This is a genomic window from Amycolatopsis camponoti (assembly GCF_902497555.1).
GTDB classification, from domain to species: Bacteria; Actinomycetota; Actinomycetes; order Mycobacteriales; family Pseudonocardiaceae; genus Amycolatopsis; species Amycolatopsis camponoti.
This window is the reverse complement of record NZ_CABVGP010000002.1, coordinates 3,017,218-3,034,267: the sequence shown is the minus strand read 5'-3', so window position 1 is coordinate 3,034,267 and position 17,050 is coordinate 3,017,218. Positions and strand designations below refer to the sequence as shown.

General features: G+C 71.3%; 16 protein-coding genes. 10 read left to right on the top strand and 6 right to left on the bottom strand.

The genetic code is table 11. The annotated features are described in order from the left end of the window. Positions 1-24 precede the first annotated feature (24 nt). The 3 genes from AA23TX_RS34610 (at position 25) to AA23TX_RS34600 (ending at position 2,455) form a co-directional block, all read left to right on the top strand. Positions 25-828, top strand: a complete 804-nt coding sequence (locus AA23TX_RS34610) for a hypothetical protein (RefSeq protein WP_155546903.1) — start codon at positions 25-27, stop codon at positions 826-828. Between the two features lie 300 nt (positions 829-1,128). Continuing rightward, complete coding sequence (locus AA23TX_RS34605) at positions 1,129-1,425, top strand: hypothetical protein (protein WP_155546902.1); 297 nt, start codon at positions 1,129-1,131, stop codon at positions 1,423-1,425. Continuing rightward, positions 1,412-2,455: a ketoacyl-ACP synthase III family protein gene (locus AA23TX_RS34600; protein ID WP_155546901.1), complete on the top strand. Its 1,044-nt coding sequence runs from the start codon at positions 1,412-1,414 to the stop codon at positions 2,453-2,455. The genes AA23TX_RS34605 and AA23TX_RS34600 overlap by 14 nt, the downstream gene beginning before the upstream one ends. Before the next feature lie 57 nt (positions 2,456-2,512). On the opposite strand, the gene AA23TX_RS34595 is transcribed toward AA23TX_RS34600, so the two are convergent. Next, a complete protein-coding gene (locus AA23TX_RS34595) occupies positions 2,513-3,118 on the bottom strand; it encodes a TetR/AcrR family transcriptional regulator (protein WP_155546900.1) in 606 nt (201 codons plus the stop codon). A 101-nt stretch (positions 3,119-3,219) separates the two neighbouring features. Here AA23TX_RS34595 and AA23TX_RS34590 point away from each other — a divergent pair, with 101 nt between their 5' ends. Both AA23TX_RS34590 and AA23TX_RS34585 read left to right on the top strand, forming a co-directional pair. Beyond that, a complete protein-coding gene (locus tag AA23TX_RS34590) occupies positions 3,220-4,362 on the top strand; it encodes an FAD-dependent oxidoreductase (protein WP_196425663.1) in 1,143 nt (380 codons plus the stop codon). Further along, positions 4,359-5,027: a DUF3159 domain-containing protein gene (locus AA23TX_RS34585; RefSeq protein WP_155546899.1), complete on the top strand. Its 669-nt coding sequence runs from the start codon at positions 4,359-4,361 to the stop codon at positions 5,025-5,027. The genes AA23TX_RS34590 and AA23TX_RS34585 overlap by 4 nt, the downstream gene beginning before the upstream one ends. 144 nt (positions 5,028-5,171) lie before the next feature. Here the strand turns inward: AA23TX_RS34585 and AA23TX_RS34580 are convergent, their stop codons facing one another. After that, a complete protein-coding gene (locus tag AA23TX_RS34580) occupies positions 5,172-6,485 on the bottom strand; it encodes a replication-associated recombination protein A (RefSeq protein WP_155546898.1) in 1,314 nt (437 codons plus the stop codon). A 319-nt stretch (positions 6,486-6,804) separates the two neighbouring features. Then, positions 6,805-7,335, bottom strand: coding sequence for a TetR/AcrR family transcriptional regulator (locus AA23TX_RS34575; protein ID WP_230862888.1), 531 nt, complete (start codon positions 7,333-7,335; stop codon positions 6,805-6,807). Positions 7,336-7,433: 98 nt separating this feature from the next. Between AA23TX_RS34575 and AA23TX_RS34570 the strand changes: the two genes are divergently transcribed. Together AA23TX_RS34570 and AA23TX_RS34565 are read left to right on the top strand one after the other, a co-directional pair. After that, positions 7,434-7,793 carry a cupin domain-containing protein gene (locus AA23TX_RS34570; RefSeq protein ID WP_155546896.1) on the top strand — a complete coding sequence of 120 codons (360 nt, stop codon included), beginning with the start codon at positions 7,434-7,436 and terminating at the stop codon, positions 7,791-7,793. 520 nt (positions 7,794-8,313) lie between these two features. Next, entirely contained in the window at positions 8,314-9,324 is a 1,011-nt protein-coding gene (locus AA23TX_RS34565; protein WP_155546895.1) for an ABC transporter substrate-binding protein, read from the top strand. Between the two features lie 92 nt (positions 9,325-9,416). Here the strand turns inward: AA23TX_RS34565 and mdlC are convergent, their stop codons facing one another. After that, positions 9,417-11,003: a benzoylformate decarboxylase gene (gene mdlC / locus AA23TX_RS34560; RefSeq protein WP_155546894.1), complete on the bottom strand. Its 1,587-nt coding sequence runs from the start codon at positions 11,001-11,003 to the stop codon at positions 9,417-9,419. 300 nt (positions 11,004-11,303) lie between these two features. Next, complete coding sequence (locus tag AA23TX_RS34555; protein ID WP_155546893.1) at positions 11,304-12,083, bottom strand: class I SAM-dependent methyltransferase; 780 nt, start codon at positions 12,081-12,083, stop codon at positions 11,304-11,306. Positions 12,084-12,466: 383 nt separating this feature from the next. On the opposite strand from AA23TX_RS34555, the gene AA23TX_RS34550 reads away from it, so the two are divergent. The 3 genes from AA23TX_RS34550 to AA23TX_RS34540 are packed head-to-tail and all read left to right on the top strand — an operon-like array spanning position 12,467 to position 16,076. Then, positions 12,467-14,194: a non-ribosomal peptide synthetase gene (locus tag AA23TX_RS34550; RefSeq protein ID WP_155547498.1), complete on the top strand. Its 1,728-nt coding sequence runs from the start codon at positions 12,467-12,469 to the stop codon at positions 14,192-14,194. Further along, positions 14,191-14,898 carry a thioesterase II family protein gene (locus tag AA23TX_RS34545; RefSeq protein ID WP_155546892.1) on the top strand — a complete coding sequence of 236 codons (708 nt, stop codon included), beginning with the start codon at positions 14,191-14,193 and terminating at the stop codon, positions 14,896-14,898. The genes AA23TX_RS34550 and AA23TX_RS34545 overlap by 4 nt, the downstream gene beginning before the upstream one ends. Next, a complete protein-coding gene (locus AA23TX_RS34540) occupies positions 14,898-16,076 on the top strand; it encodes a cytochrome P450 (protein WP_155547497.1) in 1,179 nt (392 codons plus the stop codon). Before AA23TX_RS34545 ends, AA23TX_RS34540 begins: the two co-directional genes overlap by 1 nt. 48 nt (positions 16,077-16,124) lie before the next feature. On the opposite strand, the gene AA23TX_RS34535 is transcribed toward AA23TX_RS34540, so the two are convergent. Continuing rightward, positions 16,125-16,961 (bottom strand): LysR family transcriptional regulator, encoded by an 837-nt coding sequence (locus AA23TX_RS34535; protein WP_155546891.1) that lies wholly within the window; start codon positions 16,959-16,961, stop codon positions 16,125-16,127. Between the last annotated feature and the right edge of the window lie 89 nt (positions 16,962-17,050).

The following is a 17,050-nucleotide window of genomic DNA, read 5'->3' as shown; positions in this document are numbered from 1 at the left end:
AACGCGACCCACCGGAACAGGTCCATGAACGAACAGCACGCCCCACCGGAATCACCACCGTCCGATTCCGGAGCAACGCACCGAAACCGGCTATGGCGAGTCGGGGTCGTTGCCGATACAATTGCCGCGGCAGCGGGGCTGTACAGCTTCCTGAACTCCGACATCTTGCTGACGGTGCTCACGATCGTCGCATTCCTGTTCGTCGCCAGTTCCTGGTTCTGGCGCCGCCGAACCGGTCCGGCCGTGGCCTTGCTGGTCGTCGGCTGCCTGATATTGGGAGCGGGCGGCACGATGAAGATCAGAGACCTGATCAACTCGGGCAGCACGCCTGCCGTATTGCCGGCACCGACCCCACCCACCACTCGACCTTCAACCAGTTCGGCTCCACCACAGACGCAGACGACGGATCCCGGCGGCGCCACCGGGGCACCGGACACTGACCAGCCGCGGAAACTCGTCGACCAGACCATCACGCTGCCGCGCCACGCCGCCGTGGACGTGGACCGGTCGCCGCCCGTCGTGAAGCCGGACAACGAAAACGGCGCCACAGGCGACTACGACCTGTACCACGAAGGAGGAGGAAACCAATACGATTCCGTACAAGCCGTAAACGCGCCCAACGTCTACTATTATCCGGCCGTCACCGCGCCGGCCAAACTCTACTTCAGCTGCCAGGACACGTTCGCCTGGCCACCTTTTCCCTCCCTGGGCGTCGGCGGATCCTTCTGTTTCCGCTCATCGAAACAGCACACCGGGTACGTATCCATTCTTCGCCGCGACGCCGACAACGCGGTCATCCTGCACGTCACGACCTGGGAAGACCGATAGCTGGCCGACGGTCAGGAAGCGCGCCGCAACCCCGAGGCACCCAGACCCACAACTACGGAGCGTGAGACTAACCCGAAGGAACCTCATGATCGACTTGGCCGAAAACCCCACTGTTTTCGGCAATCCGCTCCCCGTACCAGCAGCCGCGATCACTCTGCGTATCAGGGGGTGACTCGGCGCGCATGATCAACGCGGTAGGTTTGTCGGCGTTCCCGGGGCCCCGACGACGCGGTTCCCACCCCCTTTCCAGCAGCGCGCGCCCGGTGGTGCGTGCTGTTCGCCGTGCCGAAAGGAAGTTGCTTGACCGCCACGACGTTGACACGGGTGCTGCGCGAAACCCACACCGTCACCGGGATCGCCCGGCTGATCGTGCGCTGGGACCGCGAAACCGGCTGGGCGCACCTGGCCATCGCCGTTCCGGGCAGTGGCCTCGCCTGCTTCGCGGGTTTTCACCGGTTCGCCGGTGGGAGCGCCGAAGCCGTCGCTGCCGAGCTCGCCGCCGCGGGGTGCGTGTCCGCTCCCCCGCTGCACCTCGACGACATGCTTTCCGAGATCGAAGCCGTGCTCCCGGAGGTGACCCCGGATGCGCGTCGATGACCTGTACCTCACCGGGATCGGCAGCGAGGTCGGCGCGCTGACGCCGGTCGCCGTCCCGCTCGCGGCCGGGGAGTTCACCACCGCCGAGGCCGACCGGACCGGTCAGCTCTCCACCGCCGTCGCCGCGCTGCCCGGCCCCGAGCTCGCGGTGCGGGCCGGCCGGGAAGCCTTGCGCCAGGCCGAAACCGTGACCGGCGAGCCGGTCTGGCCGATGCTGTGCCTGCACGCCGGGATCTACCACGCCGGCATCGACTTCTGGCACGCGGCGTCCTTCGTGCGCGACCGGCTCGGTGTCGGCGCCGGTCCCGGGCTCACGCTCGAGCTCGGCGCGATGAGCAACAGCGTGGTGGCGAGCCTGGACGTCGCGGCGAGCGTCCTGCGCGGCCGCCCGGACCACGACGCCGCGCTCATCACCGCCGGCGACCGGTTCGGCGCGCCGGGGTTCCCGCACTGGAACACCGACACCGGCATCGTCTACGGCGACGCGGGCAGCGCGGTCGTGTTGTCCCGCCGGCCGGGCCTGGCGCGCGTCCGCGCGATCGCGTCCTACACGGACCCGTCACTGGAAGGCCTGCAGCGGGGCGACGAACCGTTCCGCACGGCCAGCGTGACCGCCCACCGGTCCCTGGACATCCGCCGCCGCAAGCGGCAGTGGCTCGGCCGTCACGGCGGTCCGGCGCACGTCGACAGCCGCAACGCCGACGGCGTGACCGCGGTCGTCAAGACAGCGCTGTCCGACGTCGGCCTCGACCTTCCCGACATCGCGAAGATCTGCGCCCCGCACTACGGCCGCCGGCTGGTGGAGACGCAGATCCTGCGCCCGCTCGGCATTTCCGAGTCCCGCACGATGACCGGGCTGGGACTGCGCGTGGGCCACCTCGGCGCCAGCGACCAGATCGTGGCGCTCGACCACCTGCTCCGCACCGGCGAAGCGGGCCCGGGCGAGCACGTGCTGCTGCTGGGGATCGGGGTCGGCATGACGTGGACGGCCGTCGTCCTGCAGGTCGAGCCGGTGCCGGCCACCGCCTGAGTTTCGTCGCCGGGCTCGGAGGGGCCGGCTGCACCGGCAGCCGGCCCACCCCGCGGATCACGCCGCCGGTGGTCCGGTCAGGCAGTACTGCACGAGCGGGCCGAACCGCTCGACCAGTTCGTCGACGGAGGCGGACGCGATCGGCTCGATCCGCATGATGTAGCGCGCGACCGTGAGACCGAGGATCTGGACGTTGACCATGGCGGCCCGCACCGTGGCGTCCGGGGTGCCGAGCAGGGCCGCGAGGCGGTCGGTGATCTCCCGGTCGATGAACTCGCGCAGCAGCGTCTCGGACCGGGCGTCGGTCGGCGCCGACCGGGTCAGCATCACCAACGGGGTGCGGCCGGACTTGTCGAGGTTCTCCACCAGGGTCCGGACGATGCGCTCGCCGATCGTGTCGAGACCGCCGGTGAAGATCGACGCGATGGCGGGCGGGACGGCGCCGGACATGTCCACGGCGGCGCCGAACAGGTCCTGTTTGGTGCCGAAGAAGTAGAACACCATCGCCGGGTCGACCCCCGCCGCCTTGGCGATCGCGCGCACGGTCGTGGCGCCGTAGCCGTGCTCGCCGAACAGTTCGCGCGCGGTATCGAGGATCCGCTGCTTGCTCTCCGCGCCGGACCGCCAGCGTCCGGGGCGGCCGGGGGTGTCGTGTTCTGCCATGACCACCGGAGCTTAACACTCTTTCTTCATCAGTCGGTGGAGTTTTGCCCGGACTCGCCGTAGCGTGTTCTTCACCAGGCGGTGAAGAAAGGGTGACGAGGATGAAGGTGATCGTGATCGGCGCCGGTCCGGGTGGGCTGACCCTGGCCCACGGGCTCCGCCGGAGAGGGATCGACGTCGCGGTCTACGAACGGGACAGCGCGCGGGGACGTCCGCAGGGCGTGAGCCTGCACCTCGACGACCGGGGCGCGGCGGCGCTGCGGGCGTGCCTGCCCCCGGCGCACGTGGCCATGGTGGAGGCCACCGCGGGAGGACCGCGTGAGCGGCCCCTGACCCTGTCCGAAGCGGGCGGGGAACTCGCCGTCGAGGGCACCCGGCCGTCCGACGGGCTCGCGGGCCGGGCACGCCCCGGCCGGCAGGTCCACCGGCCGCTGCTCCGGGCGGTGCTGCTGACGGGGCTGGACGACGTGGTCCGGTTCGGGGCGGAGTTCACGCGGTTCGAGCAGCGCGCCGACGGCACGGTCCACGCGTTCTTCGCCGACGGCCGCACGGACACCGCGGACGTGCTCGTCGGCGCGGACGGCATCGGTTCGGCCGTACGCCGCCGGTACCTGCCGGACGCGCGGGTGCTCGACACGGGACGGCGCATGATCATGGGCGCGACTCCGCTGCGAGCGGTGGCCGGTACCGGGTTGCCGGAGCTGATCGGCGACAGTCCGGCCGCCGCGCAGGTGCGCGGCACGACGATGGTGCTGGGCGTGCTGCGGTTCGCCCGGCGACCGGCGCTCGCGCGGGAGGAATGGCTGCCCGCACTGGATTCCCGCGTGGTCGCCGAGGCCGAGGACTACGTGATGTGGGCCGTGCCCGTCACCCGGGAACGGCTCGGCGCGGCACGCTCACCGGCCGCGGTGTGGCAGCAGGCCGGGGAGCTGGCCGCGGACCTGCACCCGGCCCTGCGGTCGGTCGTCGCGCAGGCGTGGCCGGACGTCACGGCCGCCCTGCGGATCGGGACGATCCCGCCGGTGCCCGCCTGGCCCGCCACCGCGGTGACGGTCATCGGCGACGCCATCCACCTGGCCCCGGGGTTCGGTGCCAACCTGGCGATGCGGGACGCGCACCGCCTCCGCGACGCACTGGCCGAGGCGTGCGGCGGCCGGCTCGGCCTGCTCGACGCGATCGGCGCCTACGAGGACACGATGCGCCGCACCAGCTTCACGTCCGTCGCGGCGAAGGCGAGCGCATGAGCCTTGACGTGCTGACCCGGAAGTCCCTCTCGCTGTTCGACGCGGTGGGCGGCTGGCGCACGGTCGCCGAAGGTGTCGCGTCCCGGGTGGTGTTCCTGCTCGCCTACCTGCTGACCGGCCGGGTGTGGACCTCCGCGCTGATCGCGGTCGGCGGGGTGGCGGTGCTCGCGGCCGCCCGGGCGTGGACCGACCGGCGCTACTGGCCGGCGGCGATCGGGCTGGCCATCGTCGGCGGGTCCGCCCTGCTGGCCGGGAGCACCGGGCAGGCGATCAACTTCTACCTGCCGGCCGTGCTCGTCCAGGCGGTGCAGGGGGCGGTGTTCCTGCTGTCCATGGTGGTGCGGTGGCCGATGGTCGGGGTGGCCGTGGCGGCGGTGCGTCGCGACCGGTCCTGGCGGCACGATCCGGCCCAGCGGCGGCGCTACCAGTGGTGCACGGCGGTGTTCGTGGTGAAGTGCACCATCGCCACGGCGGTGCAGCTGCCCCTGTACCTGGCCGGGCAGACCACGGCACTCGGCATCGCGGCCACGCTGCTGGGTGGCGCGCCCGCGGCGGGCGCTTGCATTTACCTGTGCTGGCGGATCCTCCGCGAAAGACCGGCCATCGACCCGGCGCCGCGGACGTGCACCGACGTCAGCTCGGGCGACTCCCCCGGCCCCGGCTGACCGACCCTCGACGTCGAGGCGCCGACCGTCCGGGAGCGCGGCCCTTCCGGCGTTCGGATGCGTGGCCGGTTCGGCTTTCGGCGGACCGTGCAGACGCGGACGCCGGGTGTCGCCGCCGCCGCTCGCCGCGCGGGTGCCGGAATGTCATCCGCGTTGTCGGCGCGCACGCGAGGCGGCCCACTGGCGCAGGCGCTCGGTGATCTCGGCTTCGTAACCGTTTCGGGTGGGCTGGTAGTACGTCTCGCGGTCCATGCCACCGGGGAAGTAGTCGGCGCCGGAAAAGCCGTCGGCGGTGTCCGGGTCGTATTCGTAGTCCTTGCCGTAGCCGAGGTCTTTCATCAGCCGGGTCGGGGCGTTGAGGATGTGGGCGGGAGGCGTGAGCGAGCCGGTGCGCCGGGCGGCGCGATGTGCCGCGCCGAAGCCGCGGTAGACGGCGATGGACTTCGGGGCGGTGGCGAGGTAGACGACGGCCTGCGCGATCGCCAGCTCGCCTTCCGGGGAGCCGAGGCGCTCGTACACGTTCCAGGCGGCGAGCGTCTGCTGGACCGCCTGCGGGTCGGCCATGCCGATGTCCTCGCTCGCGAAGCGGACCAGCCGGCGGGCCACGTACAGCGGGTCCTCGCCACCGTCGAGCATGCGGGCGAGCCAGTACAGGGCCGCGTCCGGGTCGGAGCCGCGCATCGACTTGTGCAGCGCGGAGATCAGGTTGTAGTGGCTTTCCTGCGCCTTGTCGTACAGCGGGGCGCGCTGCTGGATGTGGTGGGCGAGCGCGGTGGTGTCCAACGGCGTCTCGGCGGCCGGCAGGGCCTGGAGCTGCTCGGCCATGTTCAGGAGGTAGCGGCCGTCGCCGTCGGCCATGGCGATCAGGGCGCGGCGGGCGTCTTCGTCCAGGGGCACCGGGTGGCCGGTGAGCTGCTCGGCGCGGTCGACCAGCGTGGACAACGCGGCTTCGTCGAGGCGTTTGAGGACGAGGACCTGGGTGCGCGAGAGGAGGGCGCCGTTGAGTTCGAAGCTCGGGTTCTCCGTGGTGGCACCGATCAGGGTGATCGTGCCGTCCTCGACGTAGGGCAGGAAACTGTCCTGCTGGGCGCGGTTGAAGCGGTGGATTTCGTCGACGAACAGCAGGGTGCCCTGGCCGACGCTCCGCCGGTTCCGCGCGGCGGCGAAGACCTTCCGCAGCTCGGCCACGCCGGAAAAGGTGGCCGACACCGATTCGAAGACCAGGTTGCCGCCGTCGGCGAGGAGCCGGGCGATGGTCGTCTTCCCGACGCCGGGCGGCCCCCACAGGATGGCGGAGCCCAGGCGCTGCTGGGCGACCATGCGGCCCAGCGGGCCGTCCGGGGCCAGGAGGTGGTCCTGCCCGACGACATCGTCGAGCCGCGTGGGGCGCAGGCGATCGGCGAGGGGCCGACCGGGCTCGTCGTCGAAGAGCGGCAGGGTGGGTTCGGTCGGTTCCATCGGACTCTCGGCTCGGAGGTGGACAGGCGGGCATGACGAGCTTGGCACGGGACACCGACAAAATCGGCTCACCGAGCATGAGGGCGGTCGCGCCGCGGCGGCCGTTCGACGACCAGTTCGCAGGAATCCTCGACCGCGTCGGCGACCGGTCGCCCGGTTTCGGCCCCAGCGAGATCCAGTGCCGCTTGTCGAGGTGGCGGCCCGGCGTGATCGAGGCGCAGCCAGCTCGGCACTCGTCGGCCCGGCTGCTGCCAGGGCGTGAACGGAAACGCTTGCACCTCGGTCCCCATCTTCGGGGCTTGAGACCGCCCGCGGGCGCTCAAGGCGTCATCGCCGCCCGCAGGATGGCCACGGCGGACCGCGTCATCGTCGCCGCGGCGTCCTGCCGATCGAGTCCGCCGACGTCGGTCAGCCAGATCAGGGACTCGATGCCCGTCGCGGAGCGGATCGCCACGGCCAGATCGTGGACGTCGATGTCCGGGTGACTGCGGCTCAGCGGGCTCAGCGCCTCGGCGATCCAGCCGATCGCGCGCCCCTGACGCAGCACCGGTTGGTCGACACCGGGTTCGAGGGACAGCCGCAACTGGGCTCGCAGCTGCGGCTCCCACTCCACGGTGATTCGCGTGAACTCACGCATCACCAGTTCCAGCCGGGCGACCGGATCGGCGGGCGCGTCGGCGGGCAGAAGGCTGGTGCCTTCGCGAATCTCGGGGTGTGCGGCGAGCAGCAGAGCGCGTCGGCTCGGGAAATAGCGGTACGCCGTCGTGCGGGAAATGTCGGCCCGGGTCGCGGCGTCCTCGACCGTCGGTGAATGACCCTCAGCGAGGAGATCCCGCGCCGCGCTGACCAAAGCCGCACGAGTCCGTTCCTTTTGACGGCGGCGACCCGTGGACTCATATGGAACTTCCATGCCATCATGGTACCGAAGTCCCATGAACGGAGCCGCTCATGACCACCGATCCCGTCGAGACCGATTCCGACCTCTACCGCGTGGTGCTGGAGAACGACCGAGTGCGGGTGCTCGAGTACCTGGACGCCCCCGGCGATCACACCTCACCCCACCGGCACCCGGACTCCGTGATGGTGACGCTGAGCGCGTTCCGACGCCGGATCAGCGCCGGCGGCACCTCGATCGAGGTCGACCTTCCCGCCGGGACGGCGCGCTGGGTCGGCGCGCAGGAACACGCCGGCCACAACATCGGCGAGACTCCGACACACTCGATCTTCGTCGAGCTCAAGGAACCCCGGACGGGTCCATCGGAATCGAGCGAGCCGACGCTGGGTCCGAGCCGCAGTACTGCACAGTGACAATTCACCGGAGCGTTCGGCATTCTGGACTGCCAAAGCGATCCCGAGCGGTTTCCTGAAACGACCCGGCTCGGCGCAGCTCCAGTTCGGTTCGCGGCTCGCGCACCCGCGGGGCAGGTCTTCACGGTGCGGCCTCACCGGGAAGTCCGCCCCGCCGCGACCACGCCGAAAATCCATCGAAATAGTCGAACGGACGCGAGCCGTCCACAGGCAGGCGTCGGCAAACGGCGATGCCGGTGACGCCGGAGAACTTCGCCGCTCGGACGCCCCGAAATCCTGGATTCAAGATCCGCACCTCACGCTGGGTGCTCAATTACGACGAGTGGAGCAGTAGATCTAGACCAGAGGCCGAAAGAGTGACGCGCGTCACCCTCATGGGTGTAGATCGCACCCGTTGTGAGCAAGCAGTCACCTTCTCTACAGTGTCCCGGGTGCCTCTGAAGATCGAGTCACATCTCCCATCGGATTCGGTTCACGGACCAACACCTCTTTCAAGGAGCAGGCCTTGCTTGGAAACGCCATGAGCAGTGGCCGGGTTAGCACTCGCCGCGCCGCGCTCGGGCTCGCCCTCACCGTCGTCGCCGCGACAGCCCTCACCGGCTGCAGCGCGCTCGGCTCGGACGACTCGAACGCCTCGTCGACCGGGGGCGGCGGCCTGGAGAAGTCGAAGATCAAGGTCGCCATCTTGCCCACGGTGGACACCGCTCCGCTGTGGCTCGCGCAGGACGCCGGCTACTTCAAGGCCGAAGGGCTCGAGGTCGAGACGGTCATGGCCTCGAGCGGCCAGGCGGCACTGACGAAAGCGGTTTCCGGCGAAACCGACATCGCGATTTCGAGCTACATGCCGTTCTTCGTCGCGAAGAGCACGGGTGCGGCCGACATCCAGCTCGTCGCCGACGCGACTTCGGTCAGCCCGAAGTCCGTCGCGATCGTCACCACGCCGAACTCGCCGGTGAAGAGCATCAAGGACCTCGCGGGCCGGCGCATCGCCATGACGGCCAAGAACACGGCGAGCGACCTGCTCGCCAAGTCCCTGATGGCCGACCACGGCGTCGACATGACCAAGGTGAACTGGATCCCGAGCCCCTTCCCGAACACCGCGGCGGCGCTGGCGCAGGGCCAGGTCGACGCGGCCCTGCTGCCCGAGCCGTTCCTCTCGCAGGCCGCCAAGACCGCCGGCGCGATCCCGGTGATCGACGTCAACACCGGCGCCACTCAGGACTTCCCGCTTTCCGGCTACGGCGCGGCGACGAAGTGGGTGCAGGCGAACCCGAAGACCCTCGCCGCTTTCCAGCGCGCACTGCAGAAGGCGACCAGCGAAACGAACAAGGACCGGTCCAAGATCGAGCCGCTGCTGATGAAGTACGTGAAGACCGATGAAGACACGACCAAGCTGATGGGCCTGCCCAGCTTCAGCGCGAAGCTGGATGCCCGGCGCCTGCAGCGGGTTCCCGACCTGATGCTGCAGATGGGCGCGATCACGACCAAGGTCGACGCCGCGTCGATGATCGCGCCGCAGGCGACCACCTGACCGAGCCGACCTGAATGAAGCCCGTCGTCAGCCGCGGTTCCTCGCGGCTGACGACGGGCTTCGTTCGTGAAACGAGCAGCTTTCCCGGTGCGTCAGTACAGCGACTTTTCCGCTGACGTGACGCGGATGTGTACCAGCGTCGGACGCTTGTCGTCCAGGGCCGCGGTCAACCCCGGGACCAAACCGGACGCTTCGGTGATCGTCACGCCCTGGCAGCCCATGCTCGCCGCCAGCGCCGCGAAGTCGATGCCGCCCAGCTCGGTGCCCGGGATCTTGTCGCCGCCGATCGAGTCGCCGAAGATGCGGACCGCCGCGTACTCCGTGTTGTCCATGATCAGGATCGTCACCGGGACGTTCTGGCGCGCGGCCGTCCACAGTGCCTGGATGCCGTACATGCTCGAACCGTCACCGATGACGCCGACGACCTTGCGGTCCGGCCGGGCGAGCGCCGCGCCGACCGCGCCCGGGACGCCGTAGCCGAGCGTGCCGCTCGCCATCGTCAGGAAACCGGTGTCGGTCTGGGTGATCGGCAGGTGGTCGTGCAGGACGCCGCGGTGGCTCGGCGCCTCCTCGACGACGATCGCGTTGTCCGGCAACAACTCCGCGAGCGTCGCGTAGACGAAGCCGCCGGTGAGCTTCTCCCCGCTCGGCTTCGCGGGCCGCTCGAGCGGCGACGGCGCGGGCCGCTCGCTCCGGTCGACCGCGTTCAGCAGGGCGTGCACGCCGAGCTTCAGGGTGGCGCGGATACCGGTGCCTTCGAAGGCGCGCGCGAGGATCTGCTCGTCGTCGCTGACGATGAACAGCGGCGGCAGCGGAGCTTCCCCGCGCCCGCGGTCGACGTGGTAGATGAACGCGGGTGCTCCGAGCACGACGACGAGGTCGTGCGCCGCGAGCTTGTCCGAGACGGCACCGCGTTCGGGTTCGAGGAAACCCTGGAACAGCGGGTGATCCTCGGGGAACGAACACCGTGACGACATCGGCGCGACGTACACGCCGGCGTTCACGCGCTCGGCGAGCGCGACGGTCTCCAGGACGGCGGCGTCCTCGTCGACGGCGCTCCCGACGACGAACGCCGGCCGTTCGGAGCTCGCGAGCGCGGTCGCCAGCTCCTCGATCGCCGCGGGATCCGCCGCGTAGCCGCGAATCCGCGGGCGGCTGATGATCGGGCGTTCGGTCGTGGCGGTCCAGTCGTCGGCCGGAACGGACACGAAAACCGGCCCGGCCGGCGCCTGCATCGCGACGTGGTAGGCCCGGGCGAGCGCGGCCGGGACGTCCTCGGCGGTGGCGGGCTCGATCGACCACTTCACGTACGGCTTGGGAAACTGGGGGGCGTCGACGGCACCGAGGAAGGGATCGTGCGGCAGGAGGTTCCGGCTCTGCTGTCCCGCGAGGACGATCAACGGGCTTCGGTTGCGGTGGGCGGTGTAGAGGCTGCCGAGACCGTGTCCGACACCCCCGGCGGAGTGCAGGTTGACGAGGACGGCCTGGCGCGTGGCTTGGGAAAACGCGTCGGCCATTCCCACGACGGTGGACTCCTGCAGGCCGAGGACGTAGTCGAAGTCGTCCGGCCAGTCGGTGAGGAACGGGACCTCGGTGGTGCCGGGGTTGCCGAAAACTGTGGTGAGGCCGAGTTCCCGGAGGAGCTCGCGGGTGGCGTCAAGGACAGTGCGCTTGTTCATGCCCACAGGATAATGCTTAGTCTTGCGAAGGAAAGCCCCCAAAGGGCCGCCGGGACCCGGTCGACCACGTCGAAAAACGCGTAGGACCCCGCGCGCCTCTCACCAGGCGCACGGGGTCCTGCCACTCGCCGAGCCTCAGCAGGCCGAGGTCGGGCGGGCAGCGCTCGGCCGCGGTGTTTCCACCGAAAGCAGGTTCGACCGAGGACATGAGACTATCGATCTTCGGGCGCCGGTGGAAGACGGAAGTCGAATCCGGCAGGCGAAATCAGGGCGAAATCCGGCCGGAGAGCGGCGGAGCGCTCAGCCACGGCGGCCGCGCGCGCCGACCGTCATCCAGCTGTAGTCCACAAAGGATGTGTTCTCGTAGGTCGCGTAGGCCTCGTCGAGCACCTCCCGGGTGACCAGGCCGGTGGCGAGAGCGTGCTCCTCGACGAGCTTCGTCGTGTTCTTGAGCCAGCCCGCCAGCGGCTGCCCGCCCCGCGCCGGCAGGACCTGGCCCTCCGCGGCGCAGTCGACCAGACCGGCTTCCTCCAGCGGGACCGGCAGGGTGCGGGCCCACTCCGGGGCGGTGCCGACCCGGTCCGCCATGACCCGCGTGAGCGCCGCCATCGTCCGGCGGGTCGCCGGGTGCGAGGACAGCTCGGGCAGCGGGGTGCCGATCTCGATGAGCAGCCACCCGCCCGGCTTGAGCCACGACGACAACCGCTTGATCACGGCTTCGCGCTCGGGCAGGTGCTCCAGCACGAACCGGGTGTGGATGACGTCGAACTCGCCGGGCGCGTCGTCCGTGGTGACGTCGTGCCGCAGCACCGTCACCCCGAGATCGGTGAGCGAGCCGAGGAACGCGAGGCTGAGGTCGGTCGCCACCACGTTGTCCGGACCAGCCAGCTCCGCCATCCTGCGCGCCACCGACCCCGCACCGGCTCCCACCTCCAGGCACCGCGACCCCGGCCGGACCCCGAGGTTTTCGAGCTGCCGGAAGCTGAACGGATCGAAGCTCTCCTGCAGCAGGCGGAGCCGGCGGTGCTCGGCCTCCGCCTGGGTGTCGACGAAGCTGTTCCAGCCGATGGTCTGTGACATCCGGGGTCCCTCATTCGGTCGGCCTCATGTGATCAGGTCGGGCGACGACGCATCGTACGGGCCGCCGCGCCGCGTCCGACAGGGCAGAAACCGCCTTTTTTCCCCGTGCTCGAATAAAAGCAGGTCGGATCACCGGTCGTGACGTGGATCACCGAGCGGCCGTCCACTACACCATCCACATCGGACCAGGGAAGGGACGACGGAGGCGAATCAGGGGAATCCGCAGACTTACGCTGATCGGCTTATCCCACCCTGCCACGAACGGTCGCACACCGGCGCCGATCACCTTGGCGCAGTATTGCCTCGGCCCCGGTTCCGCCGTAGCTTCTCCAGCGATCAGCCGCCTTTTCATTGTCGCGTCCGAAAGAATGGATTCCAGCACGATGACGGATCTCGCGTTGCCGGTGCACGCCGCCCGAAGCAGGGGCATCGGGTCGCTGGAGGCCGCGGTCGCGAGGTGGGCGGCCGAGCGGCCCACGGCCACGGCCTGCTCCGCACCGGACGGCGTGCTCGACTTCGCCGGCCTGGCCGAGCGGACGACGGCGATCGCCGGGGCGTTGGCCGCCGCCGGAGCGGGGCCGGGCACCGCGATCGCGCTGACCACCGGACGGTCCCGGCTCGCCGTGGCGAGCCTGCTCGCCGTGTGGCGCCTCGGCGCGACGGCCGTGCCTTTGGACGAACGGCACCCGGCCGCCCGGACCGCCGAGGTGCTCGACGACGCCGGCGTGTCGCTGATCCTCGGGCGGCGGCCTCCGGGTGCGCCGGCCGAGCTGCCTTTCGTCGACCCGGAAACCGCCCGAGGCGGCCCGTTCGCGGTGGTCGAGGGAGAGATCGCCTACCTCGTCCACACTTCGGGCAGCGCGGGGCGGCCGAAAGGTGTCGAGGTCACCTACGCGGGCCTGGAAACGGCGCTGGGTGCCATGAGCACCATCCACATCGGACCGGGCGGCCTCGGCGTCAACCCGCTGTCACCCGCGTTCGACGGCTGGCTCTGGTGCGTGCTGCTGCACCTGCTGAACGGGGTCGGCACGGCGATCCTCGACCTGGCCGACGACGGCGAGCACGTCGACCTCGCCGGCCGGATCGCCGCGGTCGCCCCGCGCACGGCCAGCCTCACCCCGTCACTGCTGGCCTCGTGCGCCGACGCGCTCGCCGGTGCCGAGGTCGTGGTGGTCGCCGGGGAACGCTGCCCGCGCGGGATGCTCGAGGTGCTGCTGGCCCGGCACCGGGTGCTGAACGTCTACGGCCCCACCGAGGCCACGATCGCCGCGACGTGTGCCGACAGCGCCCGCGGCGACGACGTCACGACCATCGGGCGCGCGCTGCCCGGCTACCTGACCCGGGTGCTCGACGACGACCTGCGGCCGGTGCCCGCGGGCACCCGCGGCGAGCTGTGCCTCGGCGGGCCCGCGCTGGCCCGGGGCTACCGCGGCGACCCGGACCTCACCGCGCGCAAGTTCGTGACCGTGGACGGGGAACGGCTGTTCCGCACCGGCGACGAGGTGCTCGCCCGCCCGGACGGGCAGCTCGAGTTCTTCGGCCGGCTCGACACCCAGGTCAAGGTGCGCGGGTTCCGGATCGAGCTCGGCGAGCTCGAGCGGGTCGTGGAGCAGCTGCCGGCGGTGATCGCGGCGACGGCGTTCGTGCGGACCGCGGGCGGCACCCTCGGTGTCGCGGTCGTGCTCGCCGACGGGCACGACCCGGTTGCCGGCGCCCTGCTCGTGCGCGAGCACTGCCGGACCTTCCTGCCCGAGCACCTGTATCCCTCCACAGTGGACTTCGTGCCGGCGCTGCCCTACACCGACCGCGGCAAGGTCGACCGGGCAGCGCTCGCGCTGGCCGCCGACGCGGCGCGGTCCGCGGGGCGCGCGCCGGCCACCGCCCGCGAGCACGAGGTCTGCGCGGTCTTCGCCGAGGTACTGGACCAGCCGGTGGCCGACGTGGCCGCCGACTTCTTCGAGCTCGGCGGGCACTCGCTGCTCGCCGCGCGCATGGTCGCGGTGCTGCGCAAGCGGACCGGGCTGCGGGCGTCGATCCCGTTGCTCCTGGGCAATCCCAACCCGGCCGCGCTGGCCGCGGAGCTGGACCGGCTCGCGGAGGTGTCCTCATGAGCGGCTGGGTGGTGCCGTGGCACCCCTCCCCCGCCGGCCGCCCGACCCTGGTCTGCGCACCGCCGGGTGGCTCCGGCTGCAACCGCTTTCGCGGCTGGCAGGCCCGGCTCGGCCTGGCCGTGTCGGTGGTCGGCGTGCAGCTGCCCGGGCGGGAAAACCGGTTCGCCGAAGAGCATCCGGCGACCTTCGCCGAAGCCGTCGCCGCAGTCGCGGCGGACCTCGCCGCGCTCCGGGCGGGCGCACCGCTCGTCATCGTCGGGGAAAGCTTCGGCGGCCTGCTGGCCTACGAGCTGGCTCGGGCGACCGGCCCGGACGCGCTGGTGCTCGCCGCGACCGAGCCCCCGGGCAACCGGTCGGCCGCCGAGCACCTGGTCATCGACGAGCGGATCCTGCGCGACCTGTTCGTCTCCGGCCCGCCCGAGCTGCGCGACCTCGACGAGGACAGCCAGGAGTTCCTGCTCGACGTGCTGCGCCGGGACGACAAGCTCGCCGACACCCACGTCCTCGCCGAACAGTTCCGGGTGGACTGCCCGATCCACGCCTGGTCCGGCGACCTGGACGCGGTGGTGCCCGGGCACCTGCTCGACGGCTGGGCCGGCTACAGCACCGCCGGCACCACCCGGCGTTCCTTCGCCGGCGGCCACACCTTCCTGACCGACCTCGCCGACGAGACCGTGCCCGCGCTGGGGAGCCTGCTGTGCTGATGGACCTGACCGACGACCTGAGCTTCGCCGGCACCGAGTTCTGGCCGCACTTCGCGTGGCTGCGCGAGCACGACCCGGTGAGCAGGCACCCCGACTCCCGTGGCGGTTTCTGGGTGGTCACCCGGTATGCCGACGTGCTGTCGGTCTACCGCGACGCCACCGGGTTCAGCTCCCGGCACGGGATGCGGCTGGGCACCAACCCGACCGCGGTCGACGCCGTGACGGGGCAGATGCTGATCGTCTCCGACCAGCCGGACCACGCGCAGCTGAAAACCGTGCTGGCCAAGGGGTTCTCGCCCGCCGCGATCCCGCACGCGGAGGACCTGGTGCGCACCGTGGTGCGCGGCCTGCTCGACGACGCCCTCGCCGCGGGCGAGGTGGACGTCGTGGAGACCGCGCGCCGGCTGCCGACTCGCGTGGTGTGCGCGCTGATGGGCGTGCCGCGCGAGGAGTGGGACTGGCTCGGCGGCACGATGAACGATGCCTTCGAGGGCGAGGACGAGCAGAGCAGGCTGGCCGCCCACGCGGAGATCTTCCTGTACTTCTCGGAACTGGTGCTCGACCGCCGGGACAACCCGGGCGACGACTTCGTCAGCCGCATCGCCGCCGACCGGCGGTCCACCGCGGACGGGACGAAGCGGCCGCTGACCGACACCGAGATCGTGGTGAACTGCAACGGCGTCCTCGCGGGCGGCAACGAGACCACACGCTACTCCGCGGCCGGCGCCGTGCTCGCCCTGATCGAAAACCCGGACCAGTGGGAAGCGCTGCGAACCGACCGGGCGCTGCTGCCGAGCGCGGTGGAGGAGGTCCTGCGCTGGACCACCCCCGGCGTGCACGTGCTGCGCACCGCGACCGCCCCCACGACGATCGGCGGCGTCGACATCGCCGAGGGCGACCGGGTGACCTTGTGGAACGTCTCGGCCAACCGCGACGACGCCGAGTTCGGCGACGCGGGACGCTTCCGGGTGAACCGCACACCGAACCGCCACCTCGCGTTCGGAGGCGGCCGCCACCAATGTCTGGGGGCCCGCCTCGCCCGCCTCGAACTCACGGTGTTCCTGGAGGAGCTGCTGGACCGGGTAGCGGCCGTGGACATCGTGGGCGAACCCCGCTACACGGCGTCGAACTTCACCTGGGGGGTGCGCGAACTGCCCGTGCGGCTGCACTCCGCCTGAACCGTGCGCACCTCCAGTGGCGCAACCATTTCGCCACCGAGCCCCGCCTCAATCGCCGAACGCCGCCCGGGTGGCCGCCGCGCAGGTGTGGGGGAGGTCGTCCGGGACGACGACGCTGCCCGTGATCGTCGTGCGCGGGGCGAGGGGGATCGCGCGGACCCTCGTGGAGCTGATCTCCGTCACCTGGCCGGCCGGCAGCACCATCCAGGCCCGGGGGTCCGAGCCGACCTCGACGATCGTGTCCGGGACCGTCCCCGCCGGACGGCCCGGCCGCACCGGGACGCCCGCTTCCCGCAGCACCGCGAGCACGGACGGGTCCGGGACGCGCAGGTCGCCGCCGGCCAGGTCGGCCACGGTCACGACCTCGCGGCCGGCGGCGGGGTGCCGCGTGGACACGACCGCGTACAGCGGCTCCGTCCAGGCCGGCAGCACCCGCACCCCGGGTGCCGCGCCCACTCCGCGCGCCAGCGCCACGTCGATCTCCCCCTGCCGCAACGCGTTCAGGCGATCGGCCGGCGGCAGGTCGACGAGCACGACGTCGAACGCCGGGGACTGCGCGCGCAACGCGTCGATCCCGCGTTCCAGCCGGGCGGTGACCCCGGTGGCCGTGCCGATGCGCATGACTCCCGCGGGGCCGGCCGCCGCGCTCCGGACCCGGTCGGCGGCCGCGAGTGCTTCCCGTGCGGCGGTGAGGACCCGGTGCCCGGCCGCGGTCAGCCGGACCCGCCGCGGCGACCGGTCGAACAGCCGCTCCCCCAGCTCGCGCTCCAGCCGGGCGATCTGCCTGCTGACCGCGGGCTGGGCGATGTGCAGCCGGTCCGCGGCCCGGCCGAAGTGCAGCTCGTCGGCGACCGTGACGAAGTACCGCAAAGCCCGTAGTTCCACCGATCCTCCCCTGCGACGATGCCTCCAGGTTATCGCTGCGCGTCGGCACTGGCCCTGGTCCACGGCGGGCCGCGGTGCTGGAGTCGGAT